This window comes from Streptomyces cinereospinus (genome assembly GCF_042430725.1).
GTDB lineage: Bacteria > Actinomycetota > Actinomycetes > Streptomycetales > Streptomycetaceae > Streptomyces > Streptomyces cinereospinus.
Genome location: NZ_JBHMCY010000068.1, coordinates 24,675 through 43,546, shown reverse-complemented (window position 1 = coordinate 43,546; position 18,872 = coordinate 24,675). Strand labels below are relative to the sequence as shown.

Genomic DNA, 18,872 nt, shown 5'->3' with positions numbered 1-18,872 from the left:
GCATGGTCTTTGAACCAGAACCTGCCCGACCCCATGGCCACCCTCATGAGCGCCTGAGAGCCCGTCGGCCCGGCCCGCCGGACCCTGAGGCGGGGCCGCGCCTCAGGGCGGTGCGAGGCGGCCGAGGAAGGTGCGGACCGGACCGGACAGCTCGTCGGGCCTGCTGATGGTCACGACGTGCGGTCCGGGGGCCGCGCCGCGCAGGGGCCGGTGGGTGATCTCCGGCAGCGCGATGCGTTCCGTCGGCTTGGGGACGACGGCCACGCCCACTGCGGCCGCGGCCGGGGCCGGCACGCCGAGCGTGCGGCGCACCAGGTGGATGCGGGTCCGACGCCCGCTGCGGGCGGTCCGGAGCCCGGGCCGGAGCTTGGCGAGGGCCGTCTCGTCGTGCTCGTCGGCGGCGAGCACGACGAGGTCACGGTCCGCCGGGTCGGTCTCCGCCACCGACCCGGCGGTGGCGAGTTCGTGGTCGTGCCGCATGGCGTTCGACAGGGGCGTCCTGGAACGACGGGGCAGGACCGGGCCGCCCGTGTCGAGGGTGCGACCGATGGAAGCTGCGCAGGTCCGCCGTCAGGACGTCCTCCAGGAGGGCGACGCCCAAGAACCCGGTCCGAACCGCCCCGACCTCGCCGCTCACGGACTGCCGGGCGACACTCAGCGCCCGATCGGCCAGCGCCAGCGTACGACGGGCCTCGACCAGCAGCAGTTCTCCCGCGCAGGTGAGTTCGACCCTGCGGCTCGTGCGGGCGAAGACGGGACCGCCCACCTCGCGCTCAACGCCTTGCACCTGCGCACTGAGCGCCGACCGGGTCACTTGGAGCCGGGCTGCCGCGCGCCCGAAGTGACGCTCTTCCGCGACCGCTGCGAAAGAGCGCAGACGACGCAGCTCCACGGGACTCCCCCATCGTCCAGAACGATTAATTCATCGCATCAACCCATTGGATCGATCACCTTGGAGGAGGCACAGTCGAAGCCGTGAAAGCAACGCCGCAGGACCGACGGGACGTCGCTGATCTCATGACCGGATGGATCCGCCGCGATCCGGGTGCATGGGAACGGCTGCGCGAACTGTTCCATCCGGACGGGAGGATCGAGGTGACCTGGTCCCCGCGGCGGTGCCGCACGGCAGCGGTCTGCCCGACGAGCTGGACCTCCTCGCCGAAGCCGGTCCGAGCGCGCTGGAAGCACCGCGGTCGGCAACCGGCGGCGCCGCCGACGCCTTAGGACTCATGGACCGCGGCCGTATCCGGCCGGGCCTGCGCGCCGACCTCCTCCTCGTCACCGGTGACCCGGCGTCCGCCGTCGGCGCGACCCGCGATGTCCGGGGGTGTCTGGACGGCGGGCCGGGCCGTCGACGCGGTAGGGCAAGGGGGCCTGGCAGGACGCTGACCGCCGTACGTCACGGAATGCGTCCGCGCGCACCGGACCGGTCCGGTCCCCCGCCCGAAAACGCCACTCGAGAATTGACAGAAGGAAGCAGCATGCGACTGATCACCATCGAGGAACACACCCTCGACATCGCGGTGGCCCAGGCCAGTGCCGAGCGCTCGGCAGAGGTGAGCCCCCACTTCGCGGCAAGCTACGCGCCGTCGACCGGATTCCCGTACACGCCCCCGGTCCATGTGCTGGAAGACCTCGACGAGGGGCGCATCGCGGACATGGACGCGCATGGCATCGACATGCAGGTGCTGTCCAACCTGACGACGCAGTTCCTCCCCGCCGATGTGGCGCCCCGACTCGTCCGGGACGTCAACGACCGACTGGCGGCGGCGTGCAGGCGCCACCCCGACAGGTTCGCCGCCTTCGCGTCGGTGCCCACGTCCGCCCCGGACCGCGCACCTGCGGAACTCAAGCGTGCGGTGGAGGAACTGGGGCATGTCGGTGCTCTCATCCACGGCCGTACCGACGACGAATACCTGTCGGCCGAGAGGTTCGACCCGATTTTGCGCACGGCCGCCGAGCTGCGGGTGCCGATCTATCTCCACCCCGCCCCGCCCACGCGTGCCACGAGTGCGGCCGACTACGAAGCGGGGCTGGACCCCGTGGTCGCGACCCGGTTCGCCACCGCCGGATGGGGATGGCACAACGAATCGGGGATCCACTTCCTCCACCTGGTACTCAGCGGCGCCCTGGACCGTTACCCGGACCTGCAGTTCGTCCTCGGGCACTGGGGCGAGATGGTCCCGTGGTTCCTCGACCGCCTCGACGAGGCCCTGCCCCAGCGGATCACCGGGCTGGACCGGACCATCGGCGACTACGTCCGCGAGAACGTGTACTACACACCCAGTGGCATGTTCACTGCCGCACACCTGCGCTTCTGCGCCGACACCCTCGGCACCGACCGGCTGATCTACTCGGTGGACTACCCCTTCCTCAGCAACGAGGGAGCGCGACCGTTCCTCGAAACCTGCGACCTCACCGAGGAGGCCAAGCACGACATCGCGCACCGCAACGCGGAAAAGCTGCTCGGACTGTGACCATCCGTCATCCCTAACGGCCAACAAGTGCGTACGCGCACTGCCGAGGGCCGAAGGCCGGGCAGAGGCCACGGCGGCCGGCAAGGGCGTGCGGGCCCGGATCCGGTGGCGAGGCCGGGAGCCGGACGAGACCTCGATGCAGGCCAGTCCGTCCAAACAGTGCTGCCCTGCGCCACCTGCTCAACCGCTTCCCTCGACAGCTCCACCACTGTCTCCAGACCCGGCAGCCGTTCGACGAACAGCGCGCCTGCGCACCACTGCTCACGTCCCGGCCGGTCAGCCGGACGGCGTGACCGGCTGACCATGACGTTGGTGACGCGCGCTGAGAGGTGTGACGCCGGGGGATTGTCGGCAGCGGCTCGGACCATGAGGCGGATGAGCCCGTGCTCGATGAGTTGTCACCTCTCTTCGGCACACGAGACGGCACCTGCTGGCGCCACAGGAGCACCCTGCGACGCCAGCACATGGCGGAAGGGGAGTGCGGCGAGCAAAGCGGCCAGAACGAGGAATCCGCTTGCCCACAGCGGCCCACGGTTGCCCACGGTGCCGAGGGTCGTCGCGGCGATGAGAGGGCCGGCGGCGGCGCCTACGTTGAGTGCCGCCGTGGCATAGGCCCCAGCCATGGTGGGAGCCCCGGCCGCCTCATACAGCACCCTCGTGATCAACGTACTGCCCACCGCGAACGACAGCGCACCCTGCACGCATACGAGTGCGAGGAGAGCGATCTGGTTCTCGGCCAGCAGGGCCAGAGCCGCCCAGCCGATGACCAGCAGGGGGCCGCCGACCGCGATGACCAGACCGGGGCGCTGATCCGAGAGCAGTCCAGCGAAGGTGACACCGGCGAACGACCCGGCTCCGAAGAGCACGAGCACGACTGAGACCCACGGCCGGGCCATTCCGGCACTGCCGGTCACGAGGGGAGCCAGGAAGGTGAAGCTTGCGAAGGTTGCCGCGAACTGGACACGACCCGCGTCAGACAAGAGCGGCGGCCTCCATTGCCGGTCATGCACGTTTCACGGCCGGACGTGGAAGGTCGTTTCCACTGGCGCACCAGCACGACGACAGGGGTGGCTGACGTGGCCAGCTCGATCGTCGATGAGTTCAGCAGTCACTCCGGCAGTCAGACACGTGATCCACCGATTGCCGATGATCACCGCACACGTCGAGCTCACCACCACCCGCCCGTGAACAACCATCCGGACTCGACGTCTCCCCGCCTGCCGTGCACGGGCTCGTCGACCGTGCAGGAGACCATCGGACGGGGGCCGAGCGGGAAGCCGCGGTTGACCTTCACCTCGGGGGAGCCCACAGCATCGGTGGGGCCGGGCGACGCGCTCGGCATGAGGAGGAACGAGCATGGGGTTGCTGACCATCGGGGCGTTCGCCAAGGCGTCCCGGCTGTCGCCGAAGGCACTGCGTCTCTACGACGAGCTCGGCCTGCTGACCCCCGCTCGCGTCGACCCGGTGACCGGCTATCGCCTCTACGCACCTCAACAGCTGGAGCAGGCCCGACTGGTCGCCTGGCTGCGCCGTCTGGGGATGCCCCTGGCCCGCATCCAGTACGTCCGCACGCTGGATGCAGTCGCGGCAGCCCAGGAGGTCCGCGCGTTCTGGGCCCAGGTCGAGGCCGACACCGCCGCACGGCGGGACCTGGCCACCTTCCTCGTCGACCACCTGTCACGGAAGGACCCCTTCATGTCCCCGACCGCCGAGTCCCTGGGCATCCGTTACGCCGCTCTCTCCGACACGGGCCTCGTCCGTGCCGGCAACCAGGACACTGCCTACGCCGGACCCCGGCTGCTCGCCGTCGCCGACGGCTGCGGAAGCCACGGAGGCACTGCCAGCGCGGCCGCCGTCGACGCGCTCAAGCCCCTCGAAACCGACGGCGTCTCAGCCGGTAGTCTCCTCAACGTTCTCGAAGAGGTGGTCGAACAGGCCAAGCAGGCCGTACACGACATCGCCGGGAGCGGCCCTTCGGTCGAAGCCACTGGCACGACACTCACCGCGCTGTTCTGGACCGGATCACAGCTGGCCCTCGTCCATATCGGCGACTCCCGCGTCTACCTCCTGCGTGACGGAGAACTGTTCCAGATCACCCATGACCACACCGTGGTCCAGTCGATGGTCGACGAAGGCCGCCTCAGTCCGGAAGAGGCCGCCTCCCATCCCCAGAGGTCGCTGTTGGTCCGGGCCCTGGGCCCGGGAGCCGACACCACCCCCGACATGCGCCTCTACGACGCCCAGCGGGAAGACCGATATCTGCTCTGCTCAGACGGTCTGTCGACCGTGGTGCCGGCCCAAGACATCCACCGAGTGCTGGCCGAGGTCAGCGAACCCGAGCAGGCCGTCCGCGAACTCATCGCCCGCGCCAACGGCTCCGGCGGCCCCGACAACGTCAGCTGCGTGGTCGCCGACGTCCTGGAGCTCCAGCAGTAGAGGCGAGCGGTACGCATTTCGCGTGGCACCGGACCCGCTGGACGAGTCGGTGTTCGTCGGCTTCGCGGATGAGTCCTTGAGGCTGACAGCCAGCACGTCGTCACCGACTCCACGATGCCTGCCGGCCTCGCTCCGCGGGTGAACGTCACGCTGCCCGCGGTTGCGTGGGACACCGACCACCCGCACTGTCAACGCACCCTCTTCAGGCCGCACGGGAGCCAAGGAGCACGTCGGCCAGCGCCCCGGCGAGCGGGAACGGGCCGCACGGGATTCCGCCTGAACGGTCTCCTGCCCTGGGTCGACGCGGGGCCAGCGCGGTGACCACCGGGTCCGGCAGCCGGAACGACCGGTCCTGTTCGGGCAGCGCGACCTCGTCACCGCCGGGCGAGGCAAGCCGCCGCGCGCGGAGCCGGTCGCCCGGCGGGGGTGCCTGACCGGGTGGGGCCGCGCGGCGTGTCCACGGACCTGGAGGACGAGTCGGCGACCTGGCAGCCGACCGGCTGAACTGGCCGGTCGGCTTCTCGGCGGCCATGGCAGCACGCCATGGCAACAGAACGACAAAGGGGGAGACGTCATTGACTCGCCGGTCGATCGAGATCTGCGTCCGCCTCCCCCGCAGTGCCTCCCGGTGTATTTACATCGATGTACACGCGGCTCTAGCCTGACGCCCACTCAGGTCCCGCAGGGAGGAAGACCACGATGTTTCTCCGTCTGCCCCACCCCCTCGCCCGACGCGCACGGCGTGCCGGGCTGACCGCGTTGCTCGGCGTGACAGGCGTGCTGGGCCTCGCGTTCGCCGCCCCGCCCGCGCAGGCCGCGCCGGCCGCCGCCCCGCCGGTCACCGCTCCGGCCGTGACCGCCGACGCCTCGACCGCGAGCACGGCAACCACCAGGCCCGGCCGGTCCTCGGCCGGTGGCCTCTCCCCCGCCGCCACCGGCACGCCGCTGCGCGCCGGCACCGGCCTCTACCCCCGTGCCATCCGGCTCGCGCACAACGGCACCGCCAACGGGCGCGTCCTGGCCGGCGTGGTCACCTTCGACGGCGCCAACGGCATCGGCGCCATCCACGAGAGCACCGATTCCGGAGCGTCCTTCCGGGAGGTCGGCAGGGTCGCCGATCCGGACTCCGCCGCAGGCCAGGGCCTGTGCTGCGCCACGCTGTTCGAACTCCCGCAGCGTGTCGGCGCACTGTCGGCCGGCACGCTGCTGTGGGCCTCGTCCGCCGGCCAGGACGAGCCGGACCGGCGGATGGCGCTGCGGATCTGGCGGAGCAACGACGTGGGGCGCACCTGGTCCTACCTGTCCTCCTGCGCCGTCGCGAACGGCACCGGCGGTCTGTGGGAACCGGAGTTCTCCGTGGCCGCGGACGGCGCGCTGGTCTGCCACTACGCCGACGAGACGGACCCCGGGCACAGTCAGAAGCTGGTGGCCGCGCGCAGCTACGACGGCGTGCGCTGGCAGGGTCACCACGACACCGTGGCGAGCGGCTGGTCGGCCGACCGCCCCGGCATGCCGGTGGTGCGGAAACTGCCGAACGGTACCTACTTCATGAGCTACGAGATCTGCAACCCCGGCGGCCAGTACCAGTGCGTGGTGCACTTCCGGACCTCGGCGGACGGCTGGAACTGGGGTGACCCCGCCGCACTGGGGTTCCGGCCGGAGACCGTCGACGGCAAGTACTTCCGCGCCGCGCCCACCATCGCCTGGGCACCGGCGCCGGGCGGCGGCCCGAACGGGCGGATCCTGCTGGTCGGTCAGCGGCTGCTCAACCGGGACGGCACTCCGGCGGCGGACAGCGGGCGTACGGTCCTCGCCAACACCGAGAACGGCAGCGGACCCTGGTACGAGATCGCGTCGCCGGTGAGCGTGCCGGACCCGGGTGTGAACTACTGCCAGAACTACAGCTCGCCCCTGCTGCCGACGGCCGACGGATCGCGGGTCCTGCAGATCGCCACCGACTGGGACGGCACGGTGTGCAGGGCGTACTTCGCCTCCGGAGGCCTCACCGGCAGCGGTGACGCGGCGGGTGTCGTCGACGGCGCCCGCTACCGGCTGGTGAACGCGAACAGCGGGCACTGCCTCGACGTGGCCGGTGACTCCCGCGTGCCCGGCGGCAACGTCCAGCAGTGGACCTGCAACGGCCTGGGGCCCCAGGACTGGACGATGCGCGCCCGGGCAGCCGGCCGCTTCACCCTCACCGGCCGCAACAGCGGACTCTGCCTGGATGTGGAGAACGGGTCCTCCGTGCCGGGTACGAACGTCCGGCAGTGGTCCTGCAACGGTGCCTCCGCACAGGACTGGCGGCTGGAGAACGTCGGCCGGGGCTACTACCGGCTGGCCGCCGGGTCCGGCGGCCAGTGCCTGGACGTGGCCGGGGGCTCCCGGCAGCCCGGTGGCAACGTCCAGCAGTGGACCTGCAACGGTCTCCAGCCGCAGATCTGGCGCCTGGAACGCCGCTGAGACGAGCAGCGGCGGCCGCGTGCGCGCCGTCGCGGCACGGCGGAACTCCTCCCCGGTCGCCGGGCCGGGAAGGAGTTCCGCTGTCGGGCCGGGTCAGGCCTGGTCCGGCTCCTCGATCGCGGCCGGGCGGGTCTGCGCGGCGCGGATGCGGTCGACGTCCAGCTTGGCGCCGCGGTCGAAGCGGTAGATGCCGTTCTGTTCCTGGAAGACGTCGGTCAGCTGGGTGTAGCAGTAGCCGAACATGTCCCGGTCGCTCAGCAGCACTTCGGTGAGTCCGGCGAACCGGGCGTGGAACTCGTCCTCGTCGCGCACCCGCTGGCCGTATCCCCAGGAGACGGTGCGGTCCTCGCCGGACTGGGCGGCGGCCGCCTCGGGGTCCCACCAGATGCCGCCGAACTCGCTGACGAAGTACGGCTGTCCGCCGTACGGCAGTGAGTAGGAGGTGCCGCTCTCGTGCGTGTTGACGAAGGGGTCGTCCTTGGTCAGGCCCGACATCAGCTGCCGGAAGGCCTCCGGGTCCTGCTCGTAGCTGTGGGCGTCGTAGATGTCGGTCTCGGCGACCCGGTGGGCGTAACCGGAGGCGTCGATGACCGGCCGGGTGGTGTCCATCGCCTTCGTGGCCAGGAACATCGCGCGGGTCACGGCGTCGAGCTGGGTGATGCGGTCGTGGAGCTTCTGGTAGGTCTCGTTGAGCGGGCACCAGCCGATGATCGACGGGTGGGAGTAGTCGCGTTCCAGGACTTCCAGCCACTGGCCGACGTAGGAGGCGTCGGGCTGCTGGTTGTCGCCGGAGGAACCGCCGACCTCGCATCCCCAGTCGCCGAACTCGCCCCAGACCAGGTAGCCGAGGCGGTCGGCGTGGAAGAGGAAGCGCTCCTCGAAGACCTTCTGGTGCAGCCGGGCCCCGTTGAAGCCCGCCTGCATGGCCAGTTCGATGTCCTGGACCAGTGCCTCGTCGGTCGGCGCGGTCATCAGCCCGTCCGGATACCAGCCCTGGTCGAGGACCAGGCGCTGGAAGACCGGGCGGCCGTTGAGGAGGACGGCCTTGCCGCGCAGGCCCACGGCGCGCAGGCCCGCGTAGCCGGCGGCGCTGTCGACGACCTCGCCGGCGGCGTCCAGGAGTTCGAACCGCAGGTCGTACAGGTGCGGGTCCTCGGGGCTCCACTCGCGGCGCCGGCCGTCGGGGACGGGCAGGTGCAGGCGCGGGGCCAGGTCCAGGTCGGCGCGGGCCTCGGCGCGGCTCACCTCGCCCTCGGCGTCGCTGAGGACGGCGCGTACCCGGTGGCCGGGCCGGTTCCCGGACAGCGGCAGTTCGAGGTGGAAGGCGGAGCCGGCGAGGTCGGGGGTGATCCGCGGGCGGCGCAGGTGCACGTGGGGGACGGGCTCCAGCCAGACGGTCTGCCAGATGCCGGTGACGCGGGTGTAGTTGCAGTCGTGGTTGGCGTAGCGGACCGCCTGCTTGCCGCGGGCCTGCGGGCCGGACTTGGGGTCGCGGGCCCGGACGGTGATCTCCAGCTCCTCCCCCGACCCCGCGATGTCGCCGAGGTCGGCGGTGAAGGGGGTGAAGCCGCCGCGGTGCCGGGCGACCTCCCTGCCGTCGGCCCACACGGTGGTGTCGTAGTCGACCGCGCCGAAGTGCAGCAGCACACGGCGCCCGGCCCACTCGGCGGGCAGCGTGAGGACGCGCCGGTACCAGACGGCCTCCAGGAAGTCGGTGTCGCCGATGCCGGACAGCTCGGACTCGGGCGGGAAGGGAACGAGGATCTCGTCGCGCAGCGCGCGGCCGAGCAGGCCGCGTTCGAGGCCGCTGTCCCCGCGGTCGGTCTCGAACTGCCAGGCTCCGTTCAGGTTGAGCCAGTCACGGCGCACGAACTGCGGTCGCGGGTACTCCGGGCGCGGTACGGAGTGAGTGGGCACACATGCTCCAGTCGATCGGTGGGCCGGCGGGGGTGCCGCCGGGCCCGTACGGGAACGGGGTGGGGTCAGGAACCGCCGAGGCCGGTCGTGGCGACGGAGTTGACGATGCGGCGCTGGAAGAGGAGGAACACCACGAGCAGCGGCAGGGCCGCGAGCAGCGCGGACGCCATGGACTGCGCGTACTGGATGCCGTAGGCGTCCTTCACGGTGGCCAGGCCCACCGGGAGTGTCATCAGGTCGGGGTCGTTGGTGACGATGAACGGCCACATGAAGTTGTTCCACGCCCCGATGAAGACGAAGATCGCCACCGCCGCGACGATCGGCCGGGACAGGGGCAGCACCACCGACCGGAAGACCCGGAACTCCGAGGCGCCGTCCAGGCGGGCGGCGTCCTCCAGTTCCCGGGGGATGCCGTCGAAGAAGCGCTTGAGGATGAACACCATCATGGGGGCGACGACCTGCGGCAGGATGACCGCCGCGTAGGTGTCGACCAGGTCGAACAGGAGCATCTGCTCGAAGAGCGGCACGACCAGCAACTGCGGCGGGACCATGATCGCGGCGACGGTGACGGCGAGCAGGGCCCGGCGGCCGCGGAACGTGCCGCGCGAGAAGCCGTACGCCGCGAGCGTGGAGACGGCCACCGTGATCAGGGTGACCAGTCCGGCGACGAGGAAGCTGTTGAAGGCCCAGACGGTGACGTTGCCGCGTTCGAGGATCTGCCGGTACGCGTCCGCCGTGAGGGCGCCCTTGAACGGGGACAGGCCGGGCGCCGCCACGTCCTGTTCGCTCTGCAGGGAGGTGGCGACCGCCCAGACGAACGGCAGCAGCCAGACGGCCGCCAGGACGGCCAGCGCGAGTCCGGCCAGGACGCGGGGCAGCCGGCCGTGTCCGAGCAGCAGGGGCGAGCCGGCCGCCTCCGTGGCCCTCCGGCGCCGCGGGAGGAGGGGTGTTGCGGGAGCGGACACGGTCAGTCCTCCTGGCGGAAGAGGCGCAGTTGCACGAGCGAGACGACGATGACGAGCGCGAAGAAGAGGTAGGAGACGGCCGAGGCGTAGCCGAGCCGGTAGCCCGTGAACCCGACGTCGTAGACGTACTCCAGGACCGGGCGGGTCGAGCCGTTGGGGCCGCCCTTGGTGAGGATGTAGATCTGGTCGAAGACCTTGAGCGAGGCGAGGACCTGGAGCATCGCCACCAGCGCGGTGGTGCGCCGCAGTTGGGGAAGGGTGATGGACCACAGGCGGCGCCACGCCCCGGCACCGTCCAGGGCCGCGGCCTCGTCGTAGGTGGCGGGCAGGGACTGGAGCGCGGCGAGGTAGAGCAGGAAGTTGAAGCCGACCGTCCACCAGACGGTGAGGGCGGCGACCGACCACATCGCGACGGATTCGTCGGAGAGCCAGCCGACGGACTCCAGGCCCAGGGTGTTGAGGAGCTGGTTGCCCAGCCCCAGTTCAGGTTGGTAGAGCCAGGTCCAGATGAGCGTCACCACGGTCACCGGGAGCAGGTAGGGGGCGAAGAAGGCCAGCCGCCAGGCCCACTGCCCGGCCAGTCCGCTGTGCACCAGCAGCGCCATCACCAGGGCGATCAGCACCAGCGGCACGCTGGAGACGGCGGTGAAGACGACCGTGTTGCCGAGGCTGCTCCAGACGTCCGGGTCGCCGAACGCCTCGGCGTAGTTGTCGAAGCCGACGAAACCGGTGTCGCGCAGGGTCAGCGAGCTGTCGGTGAAGCTCATCCACAGTCCCTGCACGACCGGCCACACCAGGAACAGGCCGAAGACGAGCAGGAACGGCAGGACGAAGACGAGGCCCGAGTGCGGGGCGGTACGGGCGCCGCCGCGCGGGCCGGTGCGCGGGCGGCCGCCGGCCCTGCGGGCGTGCGGTCCGCCGGGCGGGGCGGCGCCGGGGGGTGCGGTGATGGTCACGTGAGTCACTCCTTGCTGGTCAGGCCACCGGGTTGGGCTGCCGCAGCAGCGCGTCCGCCTCGCGGACCATCTGGCGTACCGCCTTCTCGGCGGAGGTGTTGCCCAGCAGCGCCGACTGGAGCGGCTGGCACATCCGGTTCTGGAAGTTGGAGCCGGCTCCGGCGAACCAGTTCGGCGGGTCGAGCACCGCGACCTCCGCCGCGTCCGCGTAGGAGGACTGCGGGTCGAGGGCGGCGTACTCGGGTTCCGCCAGCACGGGCTGGTAGGCGGGGATGTGACCGGCGCTCGCCCAGGTCAGGCTCTGTTTGACCATCTCGGCGACGTAGCGGTGGGCTTCGCGGCGCCGCCGGGGGTCGGGGTTCTCCTGGTGCGGCAGGACGAAGCTGTGGCTGTCGCTGTAGACGGCCGGCTGGTCGAAGACCTGCGGGAAGGGCGCGGCGCCGAGCGGGATGCCCGACTTCTTCAGCGTCGGCAGCTCCCACTCCCCGAGCATGACCATGCCACCGCGACCGCCGATGAAACTCGCCATCGCGCCGTTGTAGTCGAGGTCGTTGGGGTTGGTGCGGCCGTCGAAGAGCTGCTGCATGAAGCTCACGACGCGCACCGCGGCGTCGGTGTCGATCCGTGCCGGGCCGCCGTCCGGCAGGGTGAAGGCGGCGCCGGTCTGGGCGTACAGGGCGGCGAACTGCCGCCAGCTCTGGGCCGTGTCGGTGACGTGCCCGAACAGGATGCCCGACCGCCCGGTCGCCTCGGCGAGCGCCTCGGAGGCGTCCAGCAGCGCCTGGGGCGAGCCCATCGGGGCGAGCTGCCCCGAGGCGTCGAGCAGTCCGGCGGTGTCGGCGGCCTCCTCGTCGTAGAACACGATGAAGGGGTGCACGTCCAGGGGGATGGCGTAGACGGTGCCGGCGTGCTGCGTGCGCGCCCAGACCGCCGGGGTGAAGTCGCGCGCGGTGACGCCGAACTCGGCGAGCAGGTCCAGGTCGAAGGGGTCGAGCAGACCGCCGGGCGCGTAGCCCGCCAGCCGGGACAGGTGCAGGACCGCCACGTCGGAGGCGCGGCCGCCGGCCGCGGACATGGCCAGCTTGGTGTAGTACGACGGTCCCCAGTCCAGGATCGTCCGCTCCACCTCGAAGCCCCGCGGACCGCCGGAGACTGCCTTGATCATGTCGTCCATCAGCATGCCGTCGCCGCCTAGGAACAGGTCCCAGACGCTCAGGGCGGAGGCGTCGGAGGCGGAGGCCGGTGAGGCGCAGCCGGACAGCGGGCCGGCGGCGAGCAGCCCGCCCGCGGCGGCGGCGCCGTGGCGCAGCAGCCCGCGGCGGGTGAGGCCGCGGGCCGGGTCGGAGGCGGGTGCGGCGGGAACGGGGGAACGGGTGGACATCGCGGACCTTTCGACGGCCGGACACGCGCGCCGGACCGGCGGTGGACCCCTGCGTGAGGGGCCCACCGCGCAGGCCAGGCGGTGAGGAGCACCGGCCGGGCCGGTGCGGTGGCTCGTTTTTACATCGATGTACATTGGCTGTAAAGAGCTGGGACCGAGCGGCTGGAAGGCGGCGCCGCCGGACGCCGGTGAGCCTGGCGGGGATTTCGCGACCCGCCGGGACTTAAACTCGGCAGCGCTGAGGGCAGGGAGGTTCCGGTGGCACGACCCAGGATCAAGGACGTCGCGCGGCTCGCGGGGGTGTCGGAGAAGACGGTCTCCAACGTCATCAACGACTACACCCACGTCTCCGACCGCACCCGGAACGCGGTGCGCGAGGCCATCGAGGAGCTCGGCTACAAGGTCAACCTGGCGGGGCGCCACCTGCGCCGGGGACGCACCGGAATCATCGCCCTCGTCGTGCCCGAACTGGACGTCCCGTACTTCGCCGAGCTCGCCCGGCACGTCATCCGCGAGGCCGAGGAGCGCTCCCTGACCGTACTGATCCACCAGACCGGAGCCGACCGGGACCACGAGCTGGCGGCGCTGGCCGGGTTCGGCTCCACCTTCGTCGACGGTGTCATCCTCAGCCCGCTCGCACTCACCGCCGACGACCTGCGCGATCGGGCCGACGCCCCGCCGACCGTGCTGCTCGGCGAGCTGCTGGAGGAGGGCGCCGACCATGTGGCCATCGACAACGAGCAGGCCGCGCGGGAGGCGACCGAGCACCTGATCGGTCTCGGCCGCCGCAGCATCCTGGTGATCGGCGGACGCGACGACACCGGACTGGGCACGGCCGAGGCCCGCACCCGCGGCTACCGCGCCGCCCTGGCCGCGGCGGGCGTCGCCCACGACCCGGCCGCCCTGCTGCCGGTCACGTCCTTCCGGATGCCCGACGGAGCCGAGGCCGTGTCCCGGGCGCTCAGCGGCGGTGCCCGCCCCGACGCGCTGCTGTGCCTCAACGACCAGTTGGCGCTGGGTGCGCTGCGCGCGCTGCACGAGCACGGCCTGCGGGTGCCGCAGGACGTCGCCGTCATGGGCTTCGACGACGTGGAGGCCGGGCGGTTCAGCGTGCCCACGCTGAGCACCGTGGCCCCCGACAAGGCGGCGGTGGCCAGAATCGCCCTCGAACTCCTGCGACGCCGTATGGACGAGACCTCCGGGCCCGCCGTGGCGGAGGCCTCGCCGGACGGTGTCCGCTCACCTCAGGACCTCGTGGTGGCGCACCGGCTCGTGCTGCGGGAGAGCACGGCGCAGTCCGCGTCCCGCGCGGAGCCGGCCTGAGGAGAGCCGGGGCCGGTGATCAGCTGCTGAGGCCGACGCGCGGGTCAGGCCGGCCGAGAGCCGGGACGGCAGCCGCAGAGGGCGGCCGACGGCGTTGCGCGGCACGCCAGTGGCGGCGGGTTCGCCGACCTCCGCGTGCCGATGTCGGGTCCGCGCCGGGAGCGGAGGCTCCGGCGCGGCCGACGGCGGGCTGGTCTCCGCTGCGGCTGTCCGCCGTGGGCACATCGGGGCGCCGGAGCGGTTGCGGACGGTGACCGTGGCCACGAATCCGTCGCCCCGGCTCGTGTCGCGGTGGTACGTCACCGCGCAGGCGGCCTCCGGCGGGGTGCCGGTAGTGAAGGTCAGCGGACCGGACGGGTCGGACAGCCGCCCCGGGGCGTCGGCCGCCAGCCAGTGGACCGTATGAGTGCTGCCCGGGGGCAGGACTCCGACGCCCCGAGAGCGGCGCTGCGGCCCGGCACCGGCAGCGACTACAGCAGCGGCGGTGCGCTGACGGAGTCCGGGGCGCTGCTCAAGAGCCGGATCAGCACCCCCGACGCCTTCCCCGCGCCTGACTCGGAGCCCCAGCGGCCGCGCCGGCCGACGGGGCCGCCTGCCTGGGGGAAACTCCGCGCTCGGGTGCGCTCGCGGCACTGGCCGGTGCGCGGACGCGCTGCCACAGGCGTACGGCGGACTGGTGAGCCGGACCGCGGGCGACGACTGACGGGCCCGCCACCGGTCACCGCCGCCGGACCCGCCCCGGCCCCGGGCGCCGTCGACCGGCACGGAACCCGAAGGGTCACGCCTGGAGGTGCCGTTCCATCCAGTCGGCGGCGGCCCGGCGGAACAGGCGCCGGTTGTCCGCGCGCAGGAAGTCGTGGCCTTCGTCGCGCAGAGTCAGCAGTTCGGCCTGGATGCCCCGTTCCCGCGCCGCCCGTACGAACCGCTGGGACTCCCCCGGTGGCACGTTGGTGTCGTGTTCGCCGTGGACGGCGAGCAGCGGCACCCGCAGCGCTCCGATACGGCTCATCGGTGACAGCGCGCGCAGCAGCTCGCGGTCGCGCTCCGGGTGGCCGTACTTGTGCGCGGCGGACTCCGCGATCCAGGGCTCCGTACCGGCGAAGAAGGCCAGGAAGTCCGACATGCCGCAGACGGCGACCCCGGTGCGGAAGAGATCCGGGTGCCACACGAGGGAGGCGAACGTCAGATAGCCGCCGTACGAGCGGCCCATGACCGCCAGCCGCGTCGGATCGGCGGGGCCCGCGGTGACCGCGTGGGCCGCGCAGTCCGCGACGTCGTCGAACGCGGCGAAGCGGCCGGCGCCCAGGTCCGCGTCGACGAACGACCGGCCGTGTCCCAGGGATCCCCGGACGTCGGGGGCGAAGACGTCCAGGCCGCGCCCGGTCAGCTCGTGGTAGAGCGGGTTGAACACCGGGCGTTCCTGTTCCTCCGGACCGCCGTGCAGGTGGATGACACACGGTGCCGGTTCGTCGGGGGCACGCCCGGGCGCCCGGTAGTACCAGCCGCTCAGGGGGAGCCCGTCGCGTGCCGTCAGACGCAAGGGGACGGGGCGTACCGGTGGGCGGCCCGGCGGAACGGCGTCCTCGTCCCGGGCGGACCAGGGCGTGCGGAGCACGGACACGCCTTCGTGGGCCCACCAGACACCCGGTCGGCGTTGCGACCCGGACAGCGCGAGCAGCAGTCGCCCGGCTCCGGCGGCGGTCACCCGGGTGACGACCTCGTGGGGCACGGGGAGGGAACGTGCCGGGCCGGTGTCGTCGGAGGTGTGCCCGGTGGGGAAGGTCTCGACGAGCTCCAGCTCGCTGGCGCCCTGCACGTTCCATGCCAGCGAGGCGGTACGGCCGTCGTGCGCGAGCGCCAGGAGTTCGAGATCGGTTCCGTCGCGTTCCGCCGCGACGGACGTACCCTCCGGCCTTCCGTCGGCGTCCAGGGCGACGGCGAGGAGCGCCGCGTACTCCCGGTCCGCGTTGCTGCGCAGCCACAGCGAACGCCCGTCCGGGGAGAACCGTCCGATCCACGGGTCGCCGTCGGCGACCGGCAGGGCGAAGGTGGTCGCCGCGTCGGCGGTGCGGCGGACGACCGCCTCGCGCCGCCCGCGCGGCCCCCGGCGCAGCAGTGCGAAGCGGCCGTCATGGCTGAGGTCGCACGCGCGCAGGGAGGCGGCGTGCGTCTCCGTGGTGAGCAGCACGGGGGACGCGAGGCCGTCGGGATCGATCAGGTAGACCGACAGGCCGCCGTCGGGCCGGGCCGCGGGGGCCGTGGTCCCGCCCGGCGTCCCGTTCGGCGCCGTCCTCGGCGTGGCGTCGTGCGCGGCCGGGCCGAGGAGCGTCGCGGGACCGTCCCGGTCCGTCCGGTCGGCGCCCGGGCGGGCCCCGGTGAGCAGGCTGTCCGCCGGGCCGCGGTCCAGCAGGGTCTGCCCCGCGAGGCCCGGGGGGACGGTGGCGGCCGGGGCCGCGACGGTGACGGCGACGGCCGAGCCGTCGTGCGCCCAGCACCCCAGATGGGCGGAACTGGCCGGGTCGGCCCCGGCCAGGATGCGGCGGCCGGTGCCGTCGGGCCGTACGCACAGCACGCGCGTGTGTTCGCCCCCGCCCGGCGCGGTGGTGTACGCGATCCAGCGGCCGTCCGGTGACCAGGACACCTCTTTGACGGGATCCGGTGAGGAGTCGAGCAGGCGCACCTCGTCGCTGCCGACGGGGCCGGCCCACAGCTGGGGGACGCCGCCCCGGTCGCAGATGAAGGCCGCCTCGGTGCCGTCGGCGTTGGCGGAGGGGTACCAGCAGCCGTGCGCGCGCAGCCGGGTCACGGCGTCTCGGGGGCCGCCCGCCCCGGGCAGTGCCACCGACGCGGGCGCGGCGGCGCCGGTGGCGCCCGGCCGGTTCCCTGTCCGGCCGTCCTGTGCCGGCACGGGGGCCGGACCGAGCGTCCCGGGAGCGGGGGCGGGCGCCGGCCGCATGCCCCGGTGGCCGGTCACTTGATTCCGTGGGTCTGCAACCATATTTCCAGCAAGGCCGTCTGCCACAGTGCGTTGGCGCCCCGCCTGGTGCGGTGCTCGTCGGGCGCCGTGAGCAGCTTGGCGACATACGACTCCTGGAACAGTCCGCGCTGCCTGGCCTCCGGTGCCCGGAGGGCCGCGCGCACCCGTTCCAGGACGGGTCCGGCCATGTGCCGGATGGCCGGTACCGGGAAGTAGCCCTTGGGGCGGTCGACGACCTCGTGAGGCAGGAGCTTGCGGCCCGCCTCCTTCAGCACGCCCTTGCCGCCGTCGGCCAGTTTGAGTTCCGGCGGGCAGGCCGCCGCCAGCTCCACCAGTTCGTGGTCGAGGAAGGGCACGCGGGCCTCCAGGCCCCAGGCCATGGTCATGTTGTCGACACGCTTGACGGGGTCGTCGACGAGCATCACATGCGTGTCCAGGCGGAGCGCGGCGTCCAGCGCGGTCTGCGCCCCCGGTACGGCCATGTGGCGGCGGACGAAGTCGCCCGAGACGTCCTCGCGGGGCAGGAGCTCCGGCCGCAGGATCCGGGCGAGATCGGCGTGCGACCGGTCGAAGTACGTCTCGGCGTAGCGCTCCGGTTCGTCCTCGCGGGAGACCTCGGCCAGCTGCGGATACCAGTGGTAGCCGGCGAAGACCTCGTCGGCGCCCTGCCCGCTCTGCACGACCTTCACTTCCTTGGACACCTGCTCGGCCAGCAGGTAGAAGGCGACCGCGTCGTGGCTGACCATCGGCTCGCTCATCGCCGCGACCGCCCCGTCCAGCGCCGTGGAGACCCGCTCGGAGGGCACCATCATCCGGCGGTGGTCGGTGCCGAACTCCTGGGCCACGAGGTCGGAGTACCGGAACTCGTCGCCCTTCTCGCCGCCCTCCGTCTCGAACCCGACGCTGAACGTCATCAGGTCGCGCTGGCCCTCGTCGGCCAGCAGCGCGACGATCAGACTGGAGTCGAGTCCCCCGGAGAGCAGCACCCCGACCGGTACGTCGGAGACCATGCGGCGGCGCACCGCTGTGCGCAACGCGTCCAGCACCGCGTCCCGCCATTCGTCGGCGCTCATGCCGGAGCATTCCGCCCGGCGTGTGTAGGACGGCTGCCAGTAGCAGTGATCCTTGTGGGTGCCGTCCGGTTCGACGACCCGCACCGTGGCCGGGGGGAGCTTGCGCACGCCGTTGAGGACGGTGCGCGGCGCCGCGACCGTGGCGTGCCAGCTGAGGTACTGGTGGAGCGCTGCCGGATCGAGTGAGGTGTCGACGTCTCCGGCGGCGAGGAGGGCGGGCAGCGTGGAGGCGACCCGCAGCCGGCCCGGTGTCCGTGCCAGGTACAGCGGCTTGATGCCGAGGCGGTCCCGGGCCAGGATCACCCGGCCGGTCCGATGCTCGACGATCGCGAAGGCGAACATGCCGCGGAAGTGCTCGACGCAGGAGGTTCCCCACTGCAGGTAGGCGTTGAGCACCACCTCCGTGTCCGAGGTCGACTCGAAGCGGTGCCCGAGGCGGCGCAGCTCCTCTCGCAGCTCGGGATAGTTGTACACGCAGCCGTTGAAGACGCCGGTGACTTCTCCCCGGCTGTCCGTCATCGGCTGCCCTCCCCGGTCCGACAGGTCGATGATCTTCAGTCGCCGGTGTCCCAGCGCCACCGCGCCCCGCGTCCAGGTCGCCTGTCCGTCGGGGCCACGGGCGGCGAGCCGGTCGGTCATGCGTCCGACGGCCGCCAGGTCGGGCCGTCGGCCGTCGAAGCGGATCTCCACGCTCAGACCGCACATGGCGTCCCGCCTCCCTTCCGGGTACCGGCCGCGGCACGCCGCGACGGGCCTGTCCGCCCTTCTGCCGGAATCCGGGCGGTGCTGCATGACATGACAAGATCCTTTCTGCTCGGGGACAGGACACACGCTCTGCCACGGGGCAGGACGCACGGCGGGCCGGGTTGCCCGAGAGGGCGGTGCCGCCGAGGCGGCGCCTGCGCGG

At 72.3% G+C, this 18,872-nt stretch carries 12 protein-coding genes and 1 pseudogene; 4 read left to right on the top strand and 9 right to left on the bottom strand.

Annotation, left to right across the window (positions count from 1 at the left end; all coding sequences use genetic code 11):
- Window positions 1–102: 102 nt before the first annotated feature.
- Together ACFF45_RS27910 and ACFF45_RS27905 are read right to left on the bottom strand one after the other, a co-directional pair.
- Window positions 103–480 (bottom strand): hypothetical protein, encoded by a 378-nt coding sequence (locus ACFF45_RS27910; protein ID WP_381349362.1) that lies wholly within the window; start codon window positions 478–480, stop codon window positions 103–105.
- On the bottom strand, window positions 416–892 hold the full coding sequence (locus ACFF45_RS27905) for a LysR family transcriptional regulator (RefSeq protein WP_381349357.1): 477 nt from the start codon (window positions 890–892) through the stop codon (window positions 416–418). Before ACFF45_RS27905 ends, ACFF45_RS27910 begins: the two co-directional genes overlap by 65 nt.
- A gap of 589 nt (window positions 893–1,481) precedes the next feature.
- Between ACFF45_RS27905 and ACFF45_RS27900 the strand changes: the two genes are divergently transcribed.
- Window positions 1,482–2,477 carry an amidohydrolase family protein gene (locus ACFF45_RS27900; RefSeq protein WP_381349355.1) on the top strand — a complete coding sequence of 332 codons (996 nt, stop codon included), beginning with the start codon at window positions 1,482–1,484 and terminating at the stop codon, window positions 2,475–2,477.
- Window positions 2,478–2,875: 398 nt separating this feature from the next.
- Here the strand turns inward: ACFF45_RS27900 and ACFF45_RS27895 are convergent.
- A pseudogene (locus ACFF45_RS27895) lies at window positions 2,876–3,445 on the bottom strand (MFS transporter); the annotation flags it as partial.
- A gap of 388 nt (window positions 3,446–3,833) precedes the next feature.
- Between ACFF45_RS27895 and ACFF45_RS27890 the strand changes: the two are divergent.
- Both ACFF45_RS27890 and ACFF45_RS27885 read left to right on the top strand, forming a co-directional pair.
- Window positions 3,834–4,913, top strand: coding sequence for a MerR family transcriptional regulator (locus tag ACFF45_RS27890; RefSeq protein WP_381349353.1), 1,080 nt, complete (start codon window positions 3,834–3,836; stop codon window positions 4,911–4,913).
- A gap of 699 nt (window positions 4,914–5,612) precedes the next feature.
- Window positions 5,613–7,373 carry an RICIN domain-containing protein gene (locus tag ACFF45_RS27885; RefSeq protein ID WP_381349352.1) on the top strand — a complete coding sequence of 587 codons (1,761 nt, stop codon included), beginning with the start codon at window positions 5,613–5,615 and terminating at the stop codon, window positions 7,371–7,373.
- Between the two features lie 93 nt (window positions 7,374–7,466).
- On the opposite strand, the gene ACFF45_RS27880 is transcribed toward ACFF45_RS27885, so the two are convergent.
- The 4 genes from ACFF45_RS27880 to ACFF45_RS27865 all read right to left on the bottom strand — a co-directional run bounded on the left by ACFF45_RS27880 (window position 7,467) and on the right by ACFF45_RS27865 (window position 12,592).
- Complete coding sequence (locus tag ACFF45_RS27880; RefSeq protein ID WP_381349351.1) at window positions 7,467–9,290, bottom strand: glycoside hydrolase family 2 protein; 1,824 nt, start codon at window positions 9,288–9,290, stop codon at window positions 7,467–7,469.
- 65 nt (window positions 9,291–9,355) lie between these two features.
- Window positions 9,356–10,255 (bottom strand): carbohydrate ABC transporter permease, encoded by a 900-nt coding sequence (locus ACFF45_RS27875; protein WP_381349350.1) that lies wholly within the window; start codon window positions 10,253–10,255, stop codon window positions 9,356–9,358.
- A gap of 2 nt (window positions 10,256–10,257) precedes the next feature.
- Window positions 10,258–11,211 (bottom strand): carbohydrate ABC transporter permease, encoded by a 954-nt coding sequence (locus ACFF45_RS27870; RefSeq protein ID WP_381349349.1) that lies wholly within the window; start codon window positions 11,209–11,211, stop codon window positions 10,258–10,260.
- Window positions 11,212–11,230: 19 nt separating this feature from the next.
- A complete protein-coding gene (locus tag ACFF45_RS27865; protein WP_381349348.1) occupies window positions 11,231–12,592 on the bottom strand; it encodes an extracellular solute-binding protein in 1,362 nt (453 codons plus the stop codon).
- A gap of 258 nt (window positions 12,593–12,850) precedes the next feature.
- Between ACFF45_RS27865 and ACFF45_RS27860 the strand changes: the two genes are divergently transcribed.
- Window positions 12,851–13,915, top strand: coding sequence for a LacI family DNA-binding transcriptional regulator (locus tag ACFF45_RS27860; RefSeq protein WP_381349347.1), 1,065 nt, complete (start codon window positions 12,851–12,853; stop codon window positions 13,913–13,915).
- A 778-nt stretch (window positions 13,916–14,693) separates the two neighbouring features.
- Here ACFF45_RS27860 and ACFF45_RS27855 read toward each other — a convergent pair.
- Together ACFF45_RS27855 and ACFF45_RS27850 are read right to left on the bottom strand one after the other, a co-directional pair.
- Window positions 14,694–16,889, bottom strand: coding sequence for a prolyl oligopeptidase family serine peptidase (locus tag ACFF45_RS27855; protein ID WP_381349346.1), 2,196 nt, complete (start codon window positions 16,887–16,889; stop codon window positions 14,694–14,696).
- Window positions 16,886–18,670: an N-acetylglutaminylglutamine amidotransferase gene (locus ACFF45_RS27850; RefSeq protein WP_381349345.1), complete on the bottom strand. Its 1,785-nt coding sequence runs from the start codon at window positions 18,668–18,670 to the stop codon at window positions 16,886–16,888. Before ACFF45_RS27850 ends, ACFF45_RS27855 begins: the two co-directional genes overlap by 4 nt.
- Between the last annotated feature and the right edge of the window lie 202 nt (window positions 18,671–18,872).

Excerpts from the sequence above, each read along its gene's own strand:
- ACFF45_RS27865 (WP_381349348.1), bottom strand. The coding sequence starts at position 12,592 with ATGTCCACCCGTTCCCCCGTTCCCGCCGCACCCGCCTCCGACCCGGCC.
- ACFF45_RS27850 (WP_381349345.1), bottom strand. The coding sequence starts at position 18,670 with ATGTGCGGTCTGAGCGTGGAGATCCGCTTCGACGGCCGACGGCCCGAC.
- ACFF45_RS27890 (WP_381349353.1), top strand. The coding sequence starts at position 3,834 with ATGGGGTTGCTGACCATCGGGGCGTTCGCCAAGGCGTCCCGGCTGTCG.
- ACFF45_RS27900 (WP_381349355.1), top strand. The coding sequence starts at position 1,482 with ATGCGACTGATCACCATCGAGGAACACACCCTCGACATCGCGGTGGCC.
- ACFF45_RS27885 (WP_381349352.1), top strand. The coding sequence starts at position 5,613 with ATGTTTCTCCGTCTGCCCCACCCCCTCGCCCGACGCGCACGGCGTGCC.
- ACFF45_RS27910 (WP_381349362.1), bottom strand. The coding sequence starts at position 480 with ATGCGGCACGACCACGAACTCGCCACCGCCGGGTCGGTGGCGGAGACC.